This is a genomic window from Pseudomonas sp. LTR0 (assembly GCF_036630035.1).
Classification (GTDB): Bacteria; Pseudomonadota; Gammaproteobacteria; order Pseudomonadales; family Pseudomonadaceae; genus Aquipseudomonas; species Aquipseudomonas putida_Y.
In genome coordinates this window covers 3,753,759-3,774,363 of record NZ_CP123734.1, presented here as the reverse complement: position 1 = coordinate 3,774,363, position 20,605 = coordinate 3,753,759, and the positions used below count along the sequence as shown (strand labels likewise).

At 65.3% G+C, this 20,605-nt stretch carries 15 protein-coding genes; 2 read left to right on the top strand and 13 right to left on the bottom strand.

Annotated features, from left to right (window positions below):
- Nucleotides 1–179: 179 nt before the first annotated feature.
- From QCL51_RS17350 to QCL51_RS17310, 9 genes are all read right to left on the bottom strand, one after another.
- Nucleotides 180–773, bottom strand: a complete 594-nt coding sequence (locus tag QCL51_RS17350; protein WP_103462816.1) for a glutathione S-transferase — start codon at nucleotides 771–773, stop codon at nucleotides 180–182.
- Entirely contained in the window at nucleotides 770–4,414 is a 3,645-nt protein-coding gene (locus tag QCL51_RS17345) for an AAA family ATPase (protein ID WP_021784060.1), read from the bottom strand. Before QCL51_RS17345 ends, QCL51_RS17350 begins: the two co-directional genes overlap by 4 nt.
- Nucleotides 4,411–5,649, bottom strand: coding sequence for an exonuclease SbcCD subunit D C-terminal domain-containing protein (locus tag QCL51_RS17340; protein ID WP_021784059.1), 1,239 nt, complete (start codon nucleotides 5,647–5,649; stop codon nucleotides 4,411–4,413). The genes QCL51_RS17345 and QCL51_RS17340 overlap by 4 nt, the downstream gene beginning before the upstream one ends.
- Before the next feature lie 420 nt (nucleotides 5,650–6,069).
- Nucleotides 6,070–7,701 carry a BatD family protein gene (locus QCL51_RS17335; RefSeq protein ID WP_331245215.1) on the bottom strand — a complete coding sequence of 544 codons (1,632 nt, stop codon included), beginning with the start codon at nucleotides 7,699–7,701 and terminating at the stop codon, nucleotides 6,070–6,072.
- Complete coding sequence (locus QCL51_RS17330) at nucleotides 7,698–9,413, bottom strand: tetratricopeptide repeat protein (protein WP_274148055.1); 1,716 nt, start codon at nucleotides 9,411–9,413, stop codon at nucleotides 7,698–7,700. The genes QCL51_RS17335 and QCL51_RS17330 overlap by 4 nt, the downstream gene beginning before the upstream one ends.
- Nucleotides 9,410–10,486, bottom strand: coding sequence for a VWA domain-containing protein (locus QCL51_RS17325; protein ID WP_021784056.1), 1,077 nt, complete (start codon nucleotides 10,484–10,486; stop codon nucleotides 9,410–9,412). The genes QCL51_RS17330 and QCL51_RS17325 overlap by 4 nt, the downstream gene beginning before the upstream one ends.
- Nucleotides 10,479–10,973, bottom strand: a complete 495-nt coding sequence (locus QCL51_RS17320) for a DUF4381 domain-containing protein (RefSeq protein WP_003247240.1) — start codon at nucleotides 10,971–10,973, stop codon at nucleotides 10,479–10,481. The genes QCL51_RS17325 and QCL51_RS17320 overlap by 8 nt, the downstream gene beginning before the upstream one ends.
- The gene (locus QCL51_RS17315; protein ID WP_028698037.1) at nucleotides 10,970–11,914 is read right to left on the bottom strand and encodes a DUF58 domain-containing protein; all 945 of its coding nucleotides are present in this window, start codon (nucleotides 11,912–11,914) and stop codon (nucleotides 10,970–10,972) included. Before QCL51_RS17315 ends, QCL51_RS17320 begins: the two co-directional genes overlap by 4 nt.
- Before the next feature lie 4 nt (nucleotides 11,915–11,918).
- Nucleotides 11,919–12,878 carry a MoxR family ATPase gene (locus QCL51_RS17310; protein ID WP_003247242.1) on the bottom strand — a complete coding sequence of 320 codons (960 nt, stop codon included), beginning with the start codon at nucleotides 12,876–12,878 and terminating at the stop codon, nucleotides 11,919–11,921.
- Nucleotides 12,879–13,108: 230 nt separating this feature from the next.
- Between QCL51_RS17310 and QCL51_RS17305 the strand changes: the two genes are divergently transcribed.
- Nucleotides 13,109–14,416 carry a DUF2235 domain-containing protein gene (locus QCL51_RS17305; RefSeq protein WP_021784054.1) on the top strand — a complete coding sequence of 436 codons (1,308 nt, stop codon included), beginning with the start codon at nucleotides 13,109–13,111 and terminating at the stop codon, nucleotides 14,414–14,416.
- A 36-nt stretch (nucleotides 14,417–14,452) separates the two neighbouring features.
- Here the strand turns inward: QCL51_RS17305 and QCL51_RS17300 are convergent, their stop codons facing one another.
- The 4 genes from QCL51_RS17300 to QCL51_RS17285 form a co-directional block, all read right to left on the bottom strand.
- Nucleotides 14,453–15,670: an MFS transporter gene (locus tag QCL51_RS17300; protein ID WP_021784053.1), complete on the bottom strand. Its 1,218-nt coding sequence runs from the start codon at nucleotides 15,668–15,670 to the stop codon at nucleotides 14,453–14,455.
- 60 nt (nucleotides 15,671–15,730) lie between these two features.
- Entirely contained in the window at nucleotides 15,731–16,945 is a 1,215-nt protein-coding gene (locus QCL51_RS17295; protein WP_103462814.1) for a benzoate/H(+) symporter BenE family transporter, read from the bottom strand.
- Nucleotides 16,946–17,094: 149 nt separating this feature from the next.
- Nucleotides 17,095–17,982, bottom strand: a complete 888-nt coding sequence (locus QCL51_RS17290) for a dihydrodipicolinate synthase family protein (protein WP_021784051.1) — start codon at nucleotides 17,980–17,982, stop codon at nucleotides 17,095–17,097.
- 44 nt (nucleotides 17,983–18,026) lie between these two features.
- Nucleotides 18,027–18,809, bottom strand: a complete 783-nt coding sequence (locus QCL51_RS17285; RefSeq protein ID WP_274118706.1) for an aldolase — start codon at nucleotides 18,807–18,809, stop codon at nucleotides 18,027–18,029.
- Between the two features lie 245 nt (nucleotides 18,810–19,054).
- Here QCL51_RS17285 and QCL51_RS17280 point away from each other — a divergent pair, with 245 nt between their 5' ends.
- The gene (locus QCL51_RS17280) at nucleotides 19,055–20,602 is read left to right on the top strand and encodes an AMP-binding protein (RefSeq protein ID WP_338443821.1); all 1,548 of its coding nucleotides are present in this window, start codon (nucleotides 19,055–19,057) and stop codon (nucleotides 20,600–20,602) included.
- Nucleotides 20,603–20,605 lie beyond the last annotated feature (3 nt).

The following is a 20,605-nucleotide window of genomic DNA, read 5'->3' as shown; positions in this document are numbered from 1 at the left end:
CCTTGTCTGTACTACGCGATATCGCGTCATGCGCCAAGGCGTTCGCGCGCAAATCCCACAGGCATAATTGGCCCGAAACAAACGTAGGAGCGAGCGCAGCTCGCGATGCGCCGCGCGGGCGGCGCTCGATCTCAAACCCTACATCAAACCCCCGCCAGGCGCTTGGCCGCCCCACACATTCACCTGGCCATGACGGCCTTGAACAGCTCCGAAGCCAGCCACCCCTCCAGCCAACTGCGCACCCGTGGATAAGCCGCCTCGGCGAACCACTGCGGTTCAACCCCGGCAAACTGGCGCATCAGCGGCAGCAACGCGGCATCGGCCAGGCTCGGGTGGTCGGCCAGCAGGTAAGCCCGCCCCACCAGCAGGCCTTCGAGCTCCGCCAGCCAGGCCTCGGCCTGCTGGCGGTAATGTTCGCGGGAATGCTCCGGGTAACGTTCGGCATACTTGTACAGGTTCACGTGCGCCTTGAACGTGGTGTCATTGCGCGCAATCAGCGTTTCAGCCTGCTGCGCAGCCGCAGGGTTGGCCTGTAGCCGCCAGTCCTGCGGGTCGTGTTGCGTCAGCGCCCAGCGCATGATGTCCAGGCTCTCTTCCAGCACCCCTGCACCGGTGTCCAGCACCGGTACCGTGCCCTTGGGCGACAAGGCCAGCAGTTCTGCCGGCTTGTTCTTCATCGCCACTTCGCAGATCTTCACTTCGCAGCCGGCATAGCGCAGGGCCAGGCGCGCGCGCATGGCCCACGGGCAGCGGCGGAACGAGTAGAGGATCACCCGCACACCTCCACGTCACTCAGGCCATTACCCTGGCGCCGTACCTGGATCTGTACCGGGATCCGCTCGTGCATTTCCTGTACGTGGGAAATCACCGCCACTTTGCGACCCTGGGCTTGCAAGCCGTCGAGGGCGTCCATTGCCAACTGCAGTGACTCGGGGTCGAGGCTGCCGAAGCCTTCGTCGATGAACAACGATTCGATACGCAGGGTGCTGGAAGCCATCGACGCGAGGCCCAAGGCCAGGGCCAGCGACACCAGGAAGGTTTCCCCGCCCGACAACGAGTGCACCGAACGCAGTTCGTCGCCCATCTCGGTGTCCAGCACCAGCAGGCCAAGGGCGCTGCCGCCGCGTTTCAGGCGGTAGCGGCGGGCCAGCTGACGTAGCTGGGCGTTGGCGTGGTGCAGCAGCAGGTCGAGGTTGTAACCCTGGGCGATCTTGCGGAACACATCGCCCGAGGCCGAACCGATCAGGGCATTGAGGCGGGCCCAGCGTTGCCACTGTTGGTGGGCCTGTTCGATTTCGGCCGCCAGCGCCTGGTGGGCTTGCTGCCGGCGCTGGTCGTCGGCCTGTTGCGCGCGCAATTCGGCGCACTGCTGCTCATGGTTGGCCAGGCGCCCGCGCAGCTCGGTCAGGGCGTGCTCCAAGGCTTCGGCCGAGGTGTCCACGGTCATTTGTGCGGCGTGTTGTTGCAGGCGCTGCTCACGTTCCTGCAGCAGCACGCGGCCTTGTTCGATGGCCTTTTCGGCACTTTGGACGCGCTGACGCAGTTCATTCACCTGGGCGTCATCCATGGCCAGCAGGCGATCCAGCCCGGCGTCATCCAGTTCTGGATGCTCGCTGCGCCATTGTGCGATCTGGCCTTGCAGTTGCTGGCACTCGCTGTCCAGCGCCTGTTGCTGCTGGGCATTGCCCTTGAGTTCGCTGGCCAGTTGTACGCCTTGGGTGCGCAGTTCCTGCAGGCGTTGGGCGGTATCGGCGGCAAGGGCGCGGGCGTGTTCCAGCGCGCTGTCCATGTGCTGTTGCCAGGCTTCGGCGCTGGCATGCTCGCCGAGCAGTTCGCCGAGTGAGGCCAGGGCTTGTTGGCGTTGCTCCTCGAGGGCGGCCAGTGTCTGCTGCAACTGCTGCTGGCCTTGCACGCGCGCCTGCTGTTGGTCACGCAGCTTGTCCAGCTGGGTTTGGCGTGCTTGCTGTTCTTCCAGTTCGTCCTTGCGCTGTTCCAGTTGCTGCAGGCGCTGGGCAATCTGCTGGTCGAGGGCGAGGAAGGCATTGGCCGGGTCTTCGTTCAGGGCCTTGAGGGCTTCCTTGGGCAAGACGCCGGCCAGGTCGTCAAGGCCTTGCTGCAACTGTTGCTCATCGTTGGCCAGGGCCTGGTGCTGCTGCTCCAGATGGCGCTGGGCCTGTTGCTGGGCGTCGTGGGCCGCCTGCAATTGCTGGTTCAGGCGGGCGGCGTCTTTTTGCAGGGCCAGCAGAGCGCTCTGGCGTTTCTCGTCCTGGCTGATTTCTTCATCCAGGCGACGCAGCTGGCTGTCGAGCCAGACGCGACGGGCTTTGTCGTCCTGTGGGGCGAGGGCTGGCCACAGGCTGTGGGCCTGTACCTGAGCCACCAACGGTTGCAACTGTTCGCCCAGTTGCTGGTGTTGCTGCTGGAAGTCCTTGAGCTGGGCATTGACCACACCCAGTTGGGTACGCAGCTCCACCAGCTTGCTGTTGAGCGTTTCGACCTGCTTCTGCGCGGCGTGCTCTTCGGCCTGGTCATGGCGACCCAGGCTCTGCAGCAATGCTTCTGGCTGATGGAACGGGTGTTCGGCGCTGCCACAGACCGGGCAGGGTTCGCCGTCACGCAGTTGGCCACGCAGTTCTTCGACGCTGGTGTTGCGTGCCAGACGTTGCCGTTCCAGCAGTTGACGGGTGAGCGTCAACGCCTGTTCGGCGGCCTCCAGTTCGGCCTTGGCGGCGGTGCCTTCGGTAATCAGTTGCTGGCGTTGCAGCATGGCCTGCTGCTGGCGGTCGCGCAGGGCGTCCAACTGCTGGCGCAGCTCCTGTTCACGGCCGTGCAGGCGTGACATTTCCTCTACGGCGCGCTGCTGTTTGCGGTTGTCCTGCAGCATGCCGCCGAGCAGGTCGATCTGTTCGGCCAGGGCCTGGGGCTCGGCCTTGGCTTCACGGAACAACAGGTCGTAGGCGTCGCGCTCGGCCTGCAAGTGTGCATTGGCCTGGCTAGCCTGGGCCTGCAGGCCGGGTAGCTCTTCTCGGCCCTTGGTCAGGCGGCCACCGATCAGCATCACCTGCTTCAGTTGCGGCAGGTAGGCGTGCCAGGCATTGGCCAGGCCCGCCAGGTGCTGGCTGTCGGCAAGCGCGGTGTCGATCTGCGCCAGCTGCTGAATGCTGCGCTGCTGGTTGTCTTCCAGCTGCTGCAGTTGCTGCTGGCCGTCAGCGACTTGCTGTTGCGCCTGCTGGCCGATGCTGCGCTGGGCGGCCAGCTCCTGGTCCAGGCGCGCCAGACTGTCCTGCGCGGCAAAAGCCTGGCGCAGGCGCGGCGCGTTCTCGCCGTGCTCGGCCTGGCGGTCGGCAAGCGCTTGGCGCGCAGTGTCCAGCGCCTGTTCGAGTTCGTGGGTGCGCACCTGCAGTTCGGCTTGCTGCTGTTGCTGTTCGGCCATTTTCGCGGCCACTGGCGCCAACTGTGCGCTCAGGGCCTGTCGGCGGTGGAACTGGTGACGCTGTGGGGCCAGGCGCTCCAGGCGTGCCAGGTCCAGGCGTGGTTCGGCCAGCTGTTGCCAGTCCAGTTCGGCGGCCTGCAGCGTGGTACTGGCTTCGGCGTGTTGGGCCTGTAGCTGGCGTTGTTCATTCAGCCAGTTGCGTTGCTGCTCCAGCTGGCGCTCGCCGGCCTGGTCGGCCTTGAACTGCTGCTGCGCCTGCTCCAGGCGCTGGTCGAGCTCGGCACGGGCCTCGGCAGCCATCGGCAGCAGGTGGCTGGCGCGTTCTTTCAGGGCGTTGTGCGCCTCGCCGGCTTCACGCGCCTTGCTGAAGGCACGCTGGCCCAGGCGGGTGTAGATTGCGGTGTTGGTGAGTTTTTCCAGCAGCTCGCTGCGGTCTTTGTCGTCGGCCTTGAGGAACGCGCCGAACTCGCTCTGGGCCAGCATCACCGCACGGGTGAACTGTTCGAAATTCAGGCCCAGGCGGGCTTCTACCAGTTGCTTGTATTCGTTTTTGCCACTGCCGAGCACCTGCTCGCTGTCGAGGTCGTAGAAGCTCTGACGGCTGTGTTGCAGTTTGCCGTTGGCCTTGTCGCGGGCGCGGTTGGCTTCCCAGCGGGCGCGGTAGCGGCGGCCGTCGATACCGACAAAGTCGACCTCGGCAAAACCGCTGCCGGTGCCGCGGCGCAGCAGGTTGCGCGGGTCGGAAGTGGGTATTTCGCCGTCGGCATCTGGCACCTTGGCCTCACGGCCAATGTCATTGAGGCGCGGCACGGTGCCGAACAGCGCCAGGCACAGGGCGTCAAGCAGGGTGCTCTTGCCGGCGCCGGTTGGCCCGGTGATGGCGAACAGGCCAGCGCTGGCCAACGGTTCTGCGGTGAAATCGATGTCGATCGGGCCGGCCAGCGATGCCAGGTTCTTCAGGCGGATGGCGAGAATCTTCATGGCTGTTCCTCTTCCTGTTGCACGTCCTGCAACAGCAGGGCGAAGTCGGCCAGCGCCTGCTCGTCGGCCGGGTTGCCGTAGGCTTGCTCCCAGGCGCGGCTGAACAGGTCTTGCGGGGTCATCTGGGCCAGCTCGACAAAGGCCAGGTCATCGTCTTCGGCGTTGTTGCGGCCAGCGTATTCGGCGCTGATGCGGATCAACCGTACCGCCTTGCCTTCAAGCGCGGTTTCGATCTGCTGGCGCAGGTCGGGCTGCGGCTCATCCAGAATTACCCGCACCTCCAGCCAGGGCTGACGGTTGGGGTCTTCGAGCAGGTCGACCACCGGCAGGTCGGCCAGTTGCTGCAGCAGTTCGCCCAGCGGTGCCGGGCCCACCCGTTGCAGGGCCACGGCGCGTGGTACGGGGCGTGGCTCGACGCTGACCAGGCCGTTGCCGTCCAACTCCACTTCCAGGACCTGGTGCGGGTAGTTGATTTCGGCGAACGACAGCGGGATCGGCGAGCCGCTGTAGCGGATGCGTTCTTCGCGGTTGACCTTCTGCGGCTTGTGCAGGTGGCCCAGGGCGACATAGCTGATGGCTTTGTCGAACAGTTTGGCCGGCAGCGCCTCGGCGTTACCGATGATCAGGCTGCGCTCGGAGTCTTCCGACACCGCACCACCGGCCATGTGCGCGTGGCTGATGGCAATTAGCGCCTGGTCTTTCTTGCGCTTCTTCTGCGCGGCGGCGATCAGTTGCTGGTGCACCTGTGTGATGCCTTGCAGGTAGTCGTCACCCAGCTGCGGGCCGGTCACTTCGGCCGGGCGCAGGAACGGCAGGGCCAGGCACCAGGCGGCCACCTTGCCACGGCCGTTGGTCAGCGGAATCAACAGGCGCTCGGCATCCAGCTGGCCCTCGTCCAGCCAGTGCACACGGCCCAGTGCATGGGTGCGCAGGCGGCGCATGAGCGCGGCGGGCAGCTCGATGCGCGAACCGGAGTCGTGGTTGCCGGCGATCATCACGATGTCCAGCTTGGGCTGTTGCTCGTGGGCCTGGACGATGAAGTCGTAGAGGCGTTCCTGGGCTTTGACCGGCGGGTTGACGGTGTCGAAGATGTCGCCCGCAATCAGCAGCGCATCCGGCTGTCGCAGGTGTAGCTGGCCGAGCAGCCAGTCGAGGAAGCAGGCGTGTTCGAAATCGCGTTCCTGGCCGTGCAGGCTTTGGCCCAGGTGCCAGTCGGAGGTATGAAACAGACGCATGGATGACCTGTTGGTGTCGAGTCGGGCAAGCGGGGAAAGGGCGGTATGGTAACCCAAGCGGGGTTCGGGGGGCAGGGCGAGGGATTGGGGGAGGGATTGGGGGAGGGCGAGGGATTGGGGGCACAAGGTGTTCGCCATGAAAATTTCAGCGCCTGTGAGATCGAGCGCCGCCCGCGCGGCGCATCGCGAGCTGCGCTCGCTCCTACGTTTGTTTCGGGCCAGTTATTTCTGTGAAATTTGCGCGCGTACGCCTTGGCGCATAGCTCGATATCGCGTCGTACAAACAAAGCGGTCGCGCGCGCCTGTAACAGGCGTTACTGGCCAAAAACAAACGTAGGAGCGAGCGCAGCTCGCGATGCGCCGCGCGGGCGGCGCTCGATCTCACAGGCGCTGAAATTTTCATGGCGAACACCTGCTGGCTTACTTGGGATAAAGCGGCGGCAGGCTGCCGTTTTCGCCCGTCGGCAGCAATACCTGCTCAGCCGGCGGAATGGTACCAATCGCCCGCCACAAGTCTTCACCCTGCCAATACTGCCCGCTCTCGCTGTACAACGCCCCGTTCAAACCATCCAGCGCATCCGACAACGGCACGAAGCGCGCCGCCATCTCGGCCAGGGTTTCCGGTTGCTGCCGGGCCCAGGCATCCAGCGCCTGGCGCGTAGCCTGGGGGTCGTTGGCCTGGCATGCGCGCTTGAGGTCGTCCAGCAAGGTGCGTGGGCTTGGCCCGTTCTGCGCGGCGCGCAGCACCGCTGGCCGCGAGCGGGCGCGCCACCACAGGGCGAAGCCCAGCACGGTGGTCAGGGCGAACACCAGTGTGGACAGCTGCCACGGCCACAGCAGGGTGCTGGCGCTGCTGTTGTCGCCCACCGGGGTGTCGGCGCTCAGTGCCGGGTTGTCCTGTACGTTCAGCGTGCGCGCCGGCAGGCTGCTGTGCTCCAGGTGATCTTCGCGGGTGTTCCACCAGGCCACTTCCAGCGCCGGCAAGGCCAGCGTGCCGCTGTGGGTCGGCACCAGGGCCTCGCGCTCTTCGCGGTTGGCGGTCATGCCCCGTTCGCTGATTTCGTTGCGCAACAACGGTTGGTCAGGGTAGCGGCGCAGGCCGATGATCTCTGTGGCCGGCAGCGGTGGCAGTTGGGTGCTGGACAAGCCTTCGGCACGCAAGGTGATGTTGCGCGTCAGCGAGTCGCCAATCTGTACCTGCTGGCTGCCGGGGTCGGGGCTCCAGTGCTCTTCCAGGGTCAGGCTGCTGGTTGGCAACCACGGCAAGCCAGCCGGCCAGGCTGCGGGAATCGGCCGTACATTGAGGCGCAAGGGCAGCGAGCTGACCTGTACCTGATGGCCGGCGCGGGCCGTACCATTGGCCTGCGCTGCTTCGTCGTTGCTGGCGGCTGCCGTGGCGGTGAAAGTCAGCGGCGGGATGTCGAGGGTACCGCTTTGCTGGGCATACACCGCATAGCGGGTTTCGATCACGCCATGACGCACGCCGTTGATTTCCTTTTCATACGTGCGCGACTCGCCCAGCGGCTCGACCTTGGCGTTCTCCAGTTGCAGGGGGCTGAGGCTGCTGTCGTCGTACAGCGCTACTGAGTGGTAGATGCGCACCGTCAGCACGGATTGGGCCTGGACATAGACGTCGTGGTTGTCGAGGGTCGCTTCGATGAATACCTGAGCGTTTTCCTGGCGACTGGCATCGGCCTGCAGCACTTGCAGTTCGATGGCCTGGCTGTGCGACTGGCCCAGTTGCAGCTCGGGTATGCGCAGGCTACCGCTGCGCCGTGGCAGCAGGGTGATGATCCAGCGGGTGCTGGCGCGGGTTTCGCCGTCGAGGGTGTGCAGGCTGTTCAGCTGGCGCGTACCGCGCACTTCGAAGTCACCTTCCAGGGCGCGCAGGTCGGGCTTGCCGAACTGGGTGACGTCCTGGCTTTCCAGGGTCAGTTCCAGGCTTTCGCCCGCCTCCAGGCGGGTGCGGTCGACGCTGGCCTGCAGCAGCGGTTCGGCGTGGGCCAGCACGGCCCACAGCAGGGTGAGGAGCAAGACGCCGAAGCGACTCATCGTGATTTTTCCTGATGCAATTGCTGTTCATACCAGAATTTGCGTCGCAGCAGCTCTGCCGGGTTGTCGGGGATCTCCCGCAGCCATTGCTCCAGGGCTTGGCGCTGTTCGCCGTCGAGGTTGGTCGATACCGGGCGCTGGGGCGGCTGGATGACGCTGTCGTCGCCCCCGGCCTGGTTGCCGGGTGCTGCCTGGCTGTTGCTGCTTTCGCCGGGTTGTTCGGGGCTGGCCTGTTGGTCGTTGCCGGGTGTGCCTTGGGCCTGGTTGCTGGCCGAGCTGCTGTTGCCTTCGGTTTCGCTGCCGGGCGTGTCTTGGGTATCGCTGCCGGGTGGCTGTTCCTCGGCCTTGGCTTCACGTTGCTGCAGCAGTTGCTGCACCAGCGCCTGGTTGTCCAGTGCGGCCTGCAGGTCGGGCTGGCGCTCCAGGGCTTGTTCGTAGGCATCCAGGGCGGCTTCCAGCTCGCCACCATGGGCCAGGGCATTGCCTCGATTGTAGTGGGCTGCTGCTGTATCGCCTTGGGAAAATGCCTCGGCGGCACCGGCATAGTCGCCGGCCTGGTACAGGGCCATGCCGCGCCATTGCGGGTTCTGGAAGTGACGTGCAGCGCTGGCCGGACGGTTTTGCTCCAGCAGCTTCTGGCCTTGCTGATCAGGGCGCAGCCACAGGTCGTTGAACTCAAAAGCCTGGGCAGGCTGCGGCAAGGCCAGCAGCAGCGGCAGGCAGAACAGCCAGCCGCGCCGGCCGGCGCAGGCGGCCAGCAGCAACAATGGAATCAGCAGCCAGTAACCTTGGTCGGCCCAGCTATCCAGTTGCAGGGTCTGGCCGTCATTGCGCCCGCTCCGCGGGTTGTCGAACAGGCCCAGGCCACGCAGGTCGAGGTCGTCGATGCGGGCATGCCGGTAGCGCCCGCCCGTGCTGCGGATAAAGCCCTTCAGGCTGGCGCTGTCCAGGCGAGGCAAAAGGATGCCGCCCTGGTCGTCTTTAAGGTATTCGCCATTGGCCTGGCGCACAGGGGCGCCTTCGCGGCTGCCGATGCCCAGCATCAGCAGGCTGGGGCCCTGGCGACCTAGGGCCTGGGTGATGCCCTGCCGTTCGGCGGCGCTGAGCGCCGAGCCTACCAGCAGCAGGCGGCCTTGGCCGAGGCCGCTCTGGGCCAAAAGCGCCAGGCCTTTTTGCACGGCCAGGTCGGCACGCTGGCCGGGTTTTGGCATGATCGACGGGTCGATGGCCTCGAGCAAATTGCGGGTGGTGGCCAGATCGTCAGACAGCGGCACGACGGTGTGCGCGGAGCCGGCATACACCACCAGGGCTGTCTGGCTGTCGCGGCGGTGTTCAAGCAGGTCGAGGATCTTGCGTCGAGCCTGTTCCAGGCGGTTGGGCGGGCTGTCCTCGGCGAGCATTTGCGGGGTCAGTTCGAGCAGGATCACCAGTGGGTCGGCCGGGCGCTGATGGCTTTCTTCCAGGCGCTGCCAGCTGGGCCCGAGTAGCGCCAGGATCACCAGTAACCAGGCAAGGCCCAGCGCCACCCACGGCAGTTTGCTGGTGCTGCCGCTGCCGCCACCCAGCAGCACGCCATGGAAGGCGGGCGGCAGAATCATCTGCCAGCGTCCGGCGCGTTTGCGCCGGTGCCACAGCTTGTACAGCAGCCAGCCGAGCACCGGCACCGCCAGCAGCCAGAGCGGACGCAGCCATTGGGGCCACAAATCGATCATCGCCGCCTCCTTAAACGCAGGCGCTTCAAGCGTTGGCGCCATTCCGGGTGCGGCTGCAGGAAGCGCGGCTTGCGCAGCACGCGTTGCAACAGGTTGTCGGGCCACTGCACGGCCACCACCAGCAGCACGCTGAGCAGCAGCGCCAGCGCCAGGGGCCAGGCGTACAGGGCCTGGGCTGTGCGCGCCTGGGTCGGTTGCTGGGCCACGGGCTCCAGTTGGTCGAGGGTATCGCCGATAGCGTCCAGTTCGGCGCCGTCATGGGCGCGGAAGTAGGCACCGTGGGTGATGTCGGCAATCTCCTTTAGCGCGGCTTCGTCCAGGTCCAGGCTCGGGTTGAGGCCGAGCAGGCCTGGGGTGCCATTGGCTTCGGGGTTGGCGCCGATACCGATGGTGTAGATACGCACGCCTTCCTGGGCCGCCAGGCGGGCGGCTGTCAGCGGGTGAATCTGCCCGCCGTTGTTGGCACCGTCGGTGATCAGCACCAGCACCCGGCTTTGTGCGGGGCGTTCGCGCAGGCGTTTGACCGCCAGGCCAATGGCGTCGCCGATGGCGGTGTTCTTGCCCGCGATGCCGATCTGCGCCTCGATGAGGAAGGTGCGCACGGTGCGCCGGTCAAAGGTGAGCGGCGCTTGCAGATAGGCCTGGCTGCCGAACAGGATCAGGCCCACGCGGTCGCCTTCACGGTCTTGCAGGAAGTCGCCCATCAGCGCCTTGACCAGGTCCAGGCGGCTGATGTCCTCGTTCTTCCACTGCATGTCGGGGAAGTCCATCGACCCGGACACATCCACCGCCACCAGCAGGTCGCGGCCGCTGGCGGCGATCGGCACCGGCTCGCCCAGCCATTGCGGGCGAGCGGCGGCGCACAGCAGCAACAGCCAGATGACGACGAACGGTGCCTGCTGGCGCCAGGTGGGCAGGTTGAGCCGCGCGCGACGCCCGGCCAGGCCTTCCAGCTCGTTGAGGAAGCCCACCTTGAGCACCGGTTCCCCGCTGTCGGCTGCGGGCAGCAGCAGGCGCGCCAGCCATGGCAGCGGCAACAGGGCGAAGACCCACGGCCATGCCAGTTCAAACATGCTTGCGGATCCAGGTTTCGACGGCTTGGCTGAGCCCGGCGATGGCCTTGTCATCGAGCTTGCACTCGGGTTTATAGGCGCCTTCGACCAGTACCATCCAGCGGGTCAGGCCGGCGGCCGGGCAGCGGTTGTCGAGAAAGGCCAGCCACTGGCGGCCGTTGAGGGTGTGGCTGTTGGCGCCTGGGTAGTGGTTGCGGCACAGGCGTTTGAGCAGAGCGTTGATCTGTTGCAGCCAGGCGCCAGCCGGGGCACCGTCATACGGACGTGGCAGGCGGGCCAGCTCGGCCAAGGCCTCCAGGCGCACCGGGTCCAGGGGTTGTTCGGCGCGCACGATGCGGCGTTTGCCCGGGCGCCAGCGGCGCAGCCGCCACAAGCCCCAGCCCAGTAGCGGCAGGACGGCCAGCAGCAGCCACCAGCCCGGTGCGGGAGGCCACAGGCTGACCGGTGCCGGGGCGATCAGTGGGTGCAACTGGTCAAGCGGGTTCATGACGCGCTCCGTGGCCGCTGGGCGCTCAGGTACTCGCGCAGTTGTTCGACCATTTCGCTTTGCGTGCTCAGTGGCATCAGTACCACCCTCAGCTTTTGCGCCATCAGCTCCCAGCGCTCGATACGGGCTTCTGCCTGCTGGCGGTAGGCCTGGCGCAGGTTGGCGTCGAGGGTGTCGAGCTCCAGTTGGGCGCTGCGCTGAGCGAAGCGCAGCAGGCCGGCGGCGGGCAACGCGTGGTCGAGTGGGTCGGATACTGGCAGCAACAGCAGGTCGCAATGCCGTGAAAGCATGGCCAGGTGCTGTTCCACCTGGGCGCTGAGCGAGCGCTCATCGCAGATCACGATGGCCAGGCTGCCGGGGCGCAGCACTTCGCGGGCGCGGCGCAGGGCCAGGCCGAGGCTGTCGGCCCCCGGTACGGCTTCGGTGTGCAGTGACTGGTTGACCTTTGCCAAGCGGTTGAGCAGTTGCAGCAGGCTCTGTTTGCTGCGCCGGGGTTTGACTTCGTGGTGTTCGTTGTCGCCGAACACCAGGCCGCCGATGCGGTCGTTGTGGCCCAGTGCTGCCCAGCCGAACAGCGCCGCCGCCTGGGCCGCCAGTACGGACTTGAACATCAGCCCCGAGCCGAAGAAAAGCCGTTGGCTTTGTTCGACGAGGATGAAGATCGGCCGCTCGCGTTCTTCGTGGAACAGCTTGGTGTGCGGCTCCTGGGTACGCGCAGTGACACGCCAGTCGATGTTGCGCACATCATCGCCGGCCTGGTAGACGCGCACCTGGTCGAAGTCGACGCCGCGCCCACGTAGCCTGGAATGGTGCAGGCCCACCAGCGGGCTGCGTTGGCCAGGCTTGGAAAACAGCTGGATTTCGCGCACGCGGTGGCGCATGTCGATCAGCTCGGCAAGGCCAATGCGGATGCCATGTTCGGCCAGTTGCGCAGTGGGCATGGGGTCAGGCAACGGCGACGACGTCGAGGATGCGCTGGACCACGCGGTCCTGGTCGATCCCTGCCGCCTCGGCCTCGAAGGAGAGGATGATACGGTGGCGCAGTACGTCGAACAGCACTGCCTGGATGTCTTCGGGGCTGACAAAGTCGCGCCCGGCCAGCCAGGCGTGGGCACGCGCGCAGCGGTCCAGCGAGATGGAGCCGCGCGGGCTGGCGCCATAGGCGATCCAGTCAGCCAGCTCGGTGTCGAACTTGGCCGGGGTGCGGGTGGCCATGACCAACTGCACCAGGTATTCCTCCACTGCGTCGGCCATGTACAGGCCAAGGATTTCCTTGCGCGCGGCGAAGATGGCCTGCTGGCTGACCCGGCGCTCAGGCTTGGTCTCGCCGCCCAGGGCTTCACCCCGGGCTTGCGCCAGGATACGCCGCTCTACGGCGGCGTCGGGGAAGCCGATTTTTACATGCATCAGGAAGCGGTCGAGCTGGGCTTCGGGTAGCGGGTAGGTGCCTTCCTGCTCGATCGGGTTCTGCGTGGCCATGACCAGAAACAGCGGCGACAGGTCGTAGGTGCTGCGGCCCACACTGACCTGGCGCTCGGCCATGGCTTCGAGCAGCGCCGACTGTACCTTGGCCGGTGCGCGGTTGATTTCGTCGGCCAGCACCAGGTTATGGAAGATCGGCCCCTGCTGGAACACGAAGCTGCCGGTTTCCGGGCGGTAAATCTCCGTGCCGGTGATGTCGGCCGGGAGCAGGTCGGGGGTGAACTGGATGCGGTGGAACTGCGCTTCGATGCCTTCTGCGAGTTCTTTGATGGCTTTGGTCTTGGCCAGGCCCGGTGCCCCTTCGACCAGCATGTGGCCGTCAGCCAGTAGCACGATCAATAGCCGTTCGACCAGTTTTTCCTGGCCTAGGATCTGGGTAGAAAGAAAAGTGCGCAGCGCGATCAGCGCTTCACGGTGTTCCATCGGCGACGGTTCCTGGTAGGGGGCCTGAGGCGGCTTGAGGCAGCAGCCTTGGCAAGGGGGATACTTTAATCTATCCGAGGGGGCGGCGACCAATGGCGGCGGGTAAATTTATCGTTGCAGTCGGGCCTGCGGGCAAAGAAATGTCCTACGTATGGCTGGCGATTGCCTGATGTTCCGTGACGGCGTGCTGGCGCCTGCTTGTGCTTTTCGGACAAGCAGAAGGCACGACGATGAAAATGAGCAGCGGCAGCACGCCAAACCTTACGCCGGTCAACCTGCGTTTTGGCGTGTTCTTCGATGGCACTGGTAACAACCAGCACAATGCCACGGCGGTGGGCGATCAGGGTGAAAAGGGCGGCAGCTATGGCAACGCCTTGAGCAACGTGGCCCTGTTGCATGCGTTGTATCCGTCTGATGCGGCCAATGCCGACGGGCCGCAGGCGTTCTTGAAGCGCTATGTGGAAGGCGTGGGCACGCTGGCGGGTGAAGCCGACCATGTCTACGCTTCGGCCACCGGGCATGGGCGCACGGGGGCCGAGGCGCGGGTCGCCGAGGCGTTGCAGGGGATGGCCGAGCAACTGCAGGCATGGCGCCGGACGCATCCGCAGGCAAAGCTGGAGCGGATCGAGTTCGATCTTTTCGGTTTCAGCCGAGGCGCTGCGGCGGTGCGGCATCTGGCCAACCTGTTGCACGAGGGCGCGGGTGGGCTGTTGTCGGTGGCGTGCGAAACCTCGATCAACTTTATCGGCCTGTTCGACACCGTGGCGGCGATCATCGCGCCCTTACAGGGTGACTTCGACCCGGCAGACGGCCGCCACGGTGGCTTGCGCCTGGGCCTGGGTGCGGGTATTGCCCGGCACGTGGTGCAACTGGTGGCCGAGGACGAGCGGCGGCATAACTTCCCGCTGGTGCGCAGTGGCCACGATATCCTGCTGCCGGGCGTGCACTCGAATATTGGTGGTGGTTACCCTGAGAGCCTCCTGGAGCAGGTGCTGCTGTGCAAGCCGCAGTCCCAGCGGGTGCCCGCAGGCATGTGCGTCGAGCAGTGCCGCGTACATGCCAAGGTGAGTGCCTTGCTGGCTTCGGCGTTTGCCGACATGGGCGAACCCAGGCCGCGAGTGATGACCTGGGAGGAGCCGATTGCCGGCGGGCGGCGGGACGAGGCGCAAAAGCAGGTCTATGCGGCGGTGTACCGGGAGCGGCAAGTGGCGGGGCACTTGTCCCGGGTGTACTTGAGCGTGATGCGGGCGTTGGCGGTGCGCGCTGGTGTGCCGTTTGCGCCGTTGGGGGCGCAGGCTGAGCATCGGCTGCCGGAGGAGTTGTTGGGCATCAGCCGCAAATTGCATGCCTTTGCCTTGGGAGAAACTGGGCAGGTGGGGTTGAGCGAGGAAGAACAGCGGCTGTTGCGCGACAAATACGTGCATGCGTCAGCGAACTGGAATGCACTGAAGGGCTTGCGCAACAGTGTGCTGGATGTGCTGTTCGTCAATCGACCGGGAGCAGGCGGGCGAGTGGCGCATGCCAACCCGGTGCAATGAATGATTGTTCGTGGCCCGGCAATGTTGCACCGGGTCCTACTGGGCGCGCGCCAAGTGTTCTGTCGCGCGTCTCCTGGCTGAATACGTCTCCTGTGCCAGGGTCAGCAGCACTGTCAGCAGCATGAACACCACCGATGCGATGAAAATCCCGTTGGGCATGCGCTGATCGAGCATCCAGCCGAACGCCACCGGCCCGATGGCGCCACCGATGTTGAACCCGGTCGACACCAGGCCGAAGGTTTTGCCCTCGGCCCCGGGTGGCGCCGCCGCCTTGACCAGCATGTCCCGTGATGGGGCGATGACCCCGGTGAGCAAGCCAATGGCGCCCAGTACGGCCACCAATGCCCAGCCCTGCAGCAGCCCCAGCGCCACCAGAGCGGTCAGCGCAGCCGCCAGCGCGAAGGCCAGTGCCGCCACCAGGCCATGGCGCCGGGTACGGTCGGCCAAAGCGCCTCCGCACAGCACGCCGGCTGCGCTGCTCAGCAGGAAAGCGGTGAGCGCGGCGTTGGCCCAGGCCAGTGTCAGGCCTTGGCCCTGGACCAGGGCGGCTACGGAGAACTTCTCGATGGCGCTGGTGCTCAGGTTGAGCAGGATGAACAGCACCGTCAGCACGCCGATCATGGGGGTGAGCAAGCGTACGCGGCCTGTTGCTGCGGCCGGGCCTGCGTCTTGTTTGTTGGCAGGCCTGGCGACCCGGTAAACGCCACTGCCTGGTATCGATATCAGCAGCAGCGCGGCTACCCCGAATACCGCGCCCGCCGCCAGGGCTGCCCGCGTGCCGAGCGCCGCGGCGATGCCGAGAAATACGGCTGGGGTAACGGCCGAACCGAGGAAACCGGCAAAGGTATGAATAGAGAACGACCGCCCCAGGCGTGCGGGCTCGATGCCGTTGGCCAGCAGCGCATAGTCGCCCGGGTGATACACACCATTGGCCAGGCCAGCCATGGCCATCGCCACCAGCAATACCGCGTAACCGGGGCTGGCCGCCAGCAGCACAAAGCTGAGGCTGCCCAACAGCAGCCCGGCCTTGAGCATTTTACGTGCACCATAGTGGTCCACAGCGTAACCCAGCGGGGCCTGCACCAGCGCGGAGACGATGTTGAACACTGCCAGGGCTACGCCCAGCTCTACGAAGCCCACGCCCAGCAGGCCGGGCAGCACCGGCAGCAGCGCCGGGATCAGCATGATGTGCACATGGCTGACGAAGTGCACGGCAGCAATTTGGGTCAGCAGCTTGGGGCCAGGGTGGAGCATGTCGATAACCTGTTGAGTAGAGTGCGCCATTGGCGCACTGCAAGGTGGTGGAAAGCCCGCTTAGTGGGAGGTGCCCCTCAAACCGGGCAGGCGGCCGTTCAGTACAACATGGGCCAGCAGACCAATGACCAGGCCCCAGAAAGCCCCGCCAATGCCGAACAGGCTGATGTTGGCCGCCGCCGCCAGGAAGGTGATCAGTGCTGACTCGCGTGAACGGGCATCGGCCATGGCGCTGGCCAGGCTGGCGCCGATGGTGCCCAGCAGGGCCAGGCCCGCCAGGGTGGTGATAAAGGTGCCCGGCAAGGCCATGAAGACACTCGCCAGGGTGACCCCGAACACCCCGACGAGGATGTAGCAGACACCGGCAGCGATACCCGCCACCCAGCGTTTGTCCGGGTTTTCATGGGCTTCCTTGCCAGTACAGATGGCTGCGGTGATGGCGGCGATGTTGAACGCGTGTGAACCGAAGGGCGCCATCAGCAAGGAGCCGGTGCCCGTGACGGCGACAATCGGGTTGGCGCTGGTCTTGAAACCATCGTTGCGCAGCACCAGCATGCCGGGCATGTACTGGCCGGTGAGGGTGATCAGGAACAACGGCAGGGCCACGCTGAGGGCCGCGTTGAGGGAGAAGGTGGGCGCGGTGAAAACCGGTGAGGCGAATTCCAGACGCAACGTGGTCAGGCCCACTTGCCCCTGCAGCAACAAATACCCCAGGCCCAGCAGCAGTATGGCGACTACGGCGTAACGGGCGGTGAAGCGTTTGAAGGCCACATAGGCTGCAATCAGCAGTCCGGCGAGGGCAGGGTCGACCGACAGGCTGGCAAAGGCACCGATGCCGAACTGCAGCAGGATGCCGGCCAGCAGGCCGGCGGCAATGCCGCCGGGCACGACGCGCACCAGCCGCTCGAAGCACCCGCTCAGCCCCAGCACCACGAAGCCGGCGGCCGACAGCAGGTAGGCACCTATGGCCTCGCTGTAGGGCACGCTGGCCAGGGCGGTGACCAGGAACGCGGCGGCAGGCGTGGACCAGGCTGTGATGACCGGTTCGCGGCTGTACCAGGACAATGCCAGGCCGCTGAGGCCGACGCCGATCGACACCGCCCAGACCCACGATGACGTCAGCTCTGGGCTCAGCCCGGCCACTTTGGCCGCCTGGAACACCAGGATGAACGTGCCGCCGTAGTTGACGATCACCGAAACGAGTCCGGCAATCACCGGGTGAAGGATGTCTGTCAGCCTGAGCGGGGTTGCAGCGCTTTGTGCTGGCGCGTCCATGGTTGCCTCTGGTAATGGTCAGATCAGGTGCAGCCTTGTGCTGCGAAGGGGTAATCCGACTGCAGCGTCATTGGCCCTTTCACCGCACAAGGCTGTTCCTGAAGAAAAAGGCTGCCCGACAGCGACAGGCTGCCGGGCAGGTTTGTGCGTCAGTTGGTCAGCGCCACCAGCAGGCTTTTCAGGTGGTTGCTGCCTTGCGCATCCAGCGGCTGCAGGGGCAGGCGTGGGGCGCCGACATCCTGGCCGAGCATTTTCAGACCGGCCTTGATGGTGGTCGGCAGGCCACGGCGGGTGATGTATTCCAGCAGTTCGTACTGGCGATAGAACAACGCACGGGCTTCGGCCAGATCGCCTTGTTGTACGGCGTCCCACAGCGCCAGGTTGAGTGCCGGGATCAGGTTGGGCGCGGCGGTACACCAGCCAGTGGCACCGGCCACCAAGGCTTCCAGGGTCAGCGGGTTGCAACCGTTGTAGAACGCCACCTGCCCATCTGTAGCCGTGAACAGGCGGTGCATGCGCTGGATGTCACCGGTGCTTTCCTTGACCATGGTCACATTGGGCACTTCGCCGAGGATACGCAGGATCAGTTCCACCGACAGGTCGGTGCCGCTGGTCCCGGGGTTGTTGTAGAGCATGATCGGAATGTCGATGGCGGCGCCGACCGCCTTGTAGTGGGCGATCACTTCGGCTTCGGTGAGCTTCCAGTAGGAGATGGGCAGCACCATCACCGCCGTGGCGCCGCAGGCCTGTGCCAGGCGGGCACGCTGCACGGTGCGGGCGGTGGTCAGGTCGGAGACGCTGACCACGCTGGGTACGCGGTCGGCAATGCGTGCCTGGCTGAAGCGCACCACGGTTTCCCATTCGCTATCGGACAGGTAAGCCCCTTCGCCGGTGCTGCCCAATGGCGCGATGGCGTGCACGCCGTCTGCGATCAGGCTATCGATGGACGTGCCCAGGGCATCCAGGTCGAGTGTGCCGTCTGCCGTGAAGGGAGTGATGGTGTAGCCGATAACGCCGCGAATTACAGATGTAGACATGACCAGGCACCTTTGCCGTTGTTGAGGAAAGAGTACAGCTTCGATCAGCCCAGGCAGTCGCCATGGGCACGCAAGGCGCGGCGCGCGTAGTAGCTGAAGGCGGCGCCGTGACGTTTGGGGGTGGAAATCCAGTCGTGGGCTTCTTTGCCCAGGGCTTCGGGGATGGGGCGGATGTCACCGGCGCCCATGGCCAGCAGTTGCATCTTGGCTGCGCGCTCGAACAGCAGGGCGAGCACGCAGGCTTCCTCGATCGAACGGCCAGCGATCAGCAGGCCGTGATGGGAAAGCAGGATTGCGCGCTTGTCGCCAATCGCCTTCGCGATGATTTCGCCTTCTTCGTTGCCCACCGGCACACCGGGCCATTCCTCGAGGAATGCACAGTCGTCGAACAGTGGGCACAGGTCCATGTGCGAGATGGCCAGCGGAACTTCCAGCATCGACAAGGCGGCGCTGTGCAGCGGGTGGGTGTGAATGATGCAGTTGACGTCGGGGCGGGCGCGGTACAGCCAGCTGTGGAAGCGGTTGGCCGGGTTGGCCATGCCACGGCCTTGCAGCACCGTCAGGTCTTCGTCCACCACCAGCAGGTTGGAGGCGGCGATTTCGTCGAAGCCAAGCCCCAGTTGCTGGGTGTAGTAGGTGCCAGGTTCCTGCGCGCGCGCAGTGATCTGCCCGGCCAGGCCAGAGTCGTGGCCGCCGTCGAACAGGATACGGCAGGTGAGGGCGAGCTTTTGTCGCGCGGTGTAGGTGTTGTCGGCCAGCGCCGTCAGCATCTGTTGCTGGGCGAGTTTGACAAGCTGGTCCTTGGGGGTGTGCATGGTGGTCGTCATGGGCGGTACCTGCAAGGGGAAGAGTGTATGGATGACTGATCGGCGCGAAGGCGACGCCAGGACACGGTGTTGATCATAATGACACAAGGTGTCATATGCAAGCGATGTGTCATCCTTGACTCAGGTCGTCAAAGCACCCGTGCCAGCGCAATCTGTTATGGCGTGCATACGTAACTGGTATTACTTGCCCCGGCTTCCCGCTGTTTAGCATCGACCTGGTCTTAACCGTCGACGAGAACAACAACGTGAACCTTGGAACCCTATCCAGTCGAAGTGCAAGATACTGGCCTGAACGTCTGGCGGTGATCGACCGCCATACCCGGCTGACCTTCGCTCAGCTCGAACAGCGGGCCAACCAGCTGGCCTCGGCCTTGCTGGCACAGGGCATCGCCATGGGCGAGCATGTGGCCATCCTGGCGCCCAACCGCGCCGAACTGGTGGAAGCAGAAGTGGCGTTCTACAAGGCCGGCCTGGTCAAGGTACCGGTCAATGCGCGTCTGGCACCGGATGAGGTGATTCAGGTGCTCAACGACGCCTGCAGTGTCGCGCTGATCGCCGATGCGCAACTCGCCCAGGCGTTGCTGGCCCGCAGGCACGAGATACCTTCGGTACGCTTGATCGTGACCTTGGGTGAGCGGGGCGGTGACATCACCTATGCCGCACTGCTGGCCCAAGGCAGTAGCCAGCCAATCAGCTGCGACCTGCCTGACGATGCCCTTGCCGTTTTGCATTACACCTCTGGCAGCTCTGGTGTGCTCAAGGCTGCGATGCTCAGCGTGGGCAACCGCAAGGCGCTTATCCGCAAGAGCCTCGCCAGCCCGACCCGTCGCGCCGCCCCGGGCGATGTCATGGCCCACGTTGGCCCTATCACCCATGCCAGCGGCATGCAGCTGATGCCGCTGCTGGCGGTCGGTGCCTGCAACCTGCTGCTGGAGCGCTACGACGACCAGCTGTTGCTCGAGACCATCCAGAGCGAAGGCGTGACCCGGTTGTTCCTGGTGCCTGCAATGATCAATCGCCTGGTCAACTTACCCGATGTCGAGCGTTACGACCTGAGCAGCTTGCGCCTGGTGATGTACGGTGCCGCGCCGATGGCGCCAGCGCTGGTGAAACGGGCTATCGAGGTATTCGGGCCGATCCTGGCCCAAGGTTACGGTGCTGGCGAGACCTGCTCGCTGGTAACGGTCCTGACCGAACAGGACCATCTGTGCGAGGGCGGTGACTACCGGCGCCTGGCCTCGTGCGGGCGTTGCTACTTCGAAACCGACCTGCGCGTGGTTAATGACCACTTCCAGGACGTCCAGCCGGGAGAGGTGGGCGAAATCGTAGTCAAGGGGCCGGACATCATGCAGGGCTACTGGCGTGCACCCCACCTCACTGCCGAGGTGATGCGCGACGGCTACTACCTGACTGGCGACCTGGCCACGGTGGATGAGCAAGGGTATGTGTTCATCGTCGACCGCAAGAAAGAAATGATCATTTCCGGTGGCTTCAACATTTACCCCAGCGAGGTCGAGCAGGTGCTCTACAGCATGCCGCAGGTGTTCGAGGCGGCGGTGGTGGGGGTGCCTGACGAGCAATGGGGCGAAGCGGTGCGGGCGGTGATCGTGCTCAAGCCGGGCATGGCGTTGCAGGAGCAGGACGTCATTGAACACTGCGCCCAGGCCCTGGCCGGTTTCAAGAAACCACGTGCGGTGGACTTCGTCAGCGAGCTGCCGAAAAACCCCAACGGCAAGGTGGTACGCCGGCTGATCCGTGACGCCTACTGGCAAAACAGCGAACGCCGTATCTGACAC